Here is a 333-nt window from a genome sequence, read left to right on the forward strand (position 1 = left end):
GTGAAGTGGGTGATGTGTTCTGGCTGGTTGTGCCGCGCGTCGTCGTGTTCATTGCCCTGCCGATTGTCGTCGGTCTGCTGGCCCCGGGTTTCGGTGCCTCGTCGCGTTCGGGCGAAAAGGGGGCATTGCGTTCAAGCGCTGTGCCGCGCGCCTGGGGTTTCGGCATTGCCTCCCTCTATGCGATCATTTTCTGCGGGATCTCGCTGGGCATGTTCCAGCCCCATGCCGAAGTCACAGGCAATGCAGCTGACGCGCCGAAGCCTGACACGGCTCTTGGCCAGCAGAACGGCAATGACTGGCCTGCCTGGGGGCGTAACCTCACGGGTGACCGCT

General features: G+C 63.4%; 1 pseudogene. It reads left to right on the forward strand.

The features are described 5' to 3' along the window. A pseudogene (locus tag P792_RS37790) lies at window positions 1–333 on the forward strand (hypothetical protein); the annotation flags it as partial.

It is taken from the genome of Asaia sp. SF2.1, assembly GCF_000505765.1.
Classification (GTDB): domain Bacteria; phylum Pseudomonadota; class Alphaproteobacteria; order Acetobacterales; family Acetobacteraceae; genus Asaia; species Asaia bogorensis.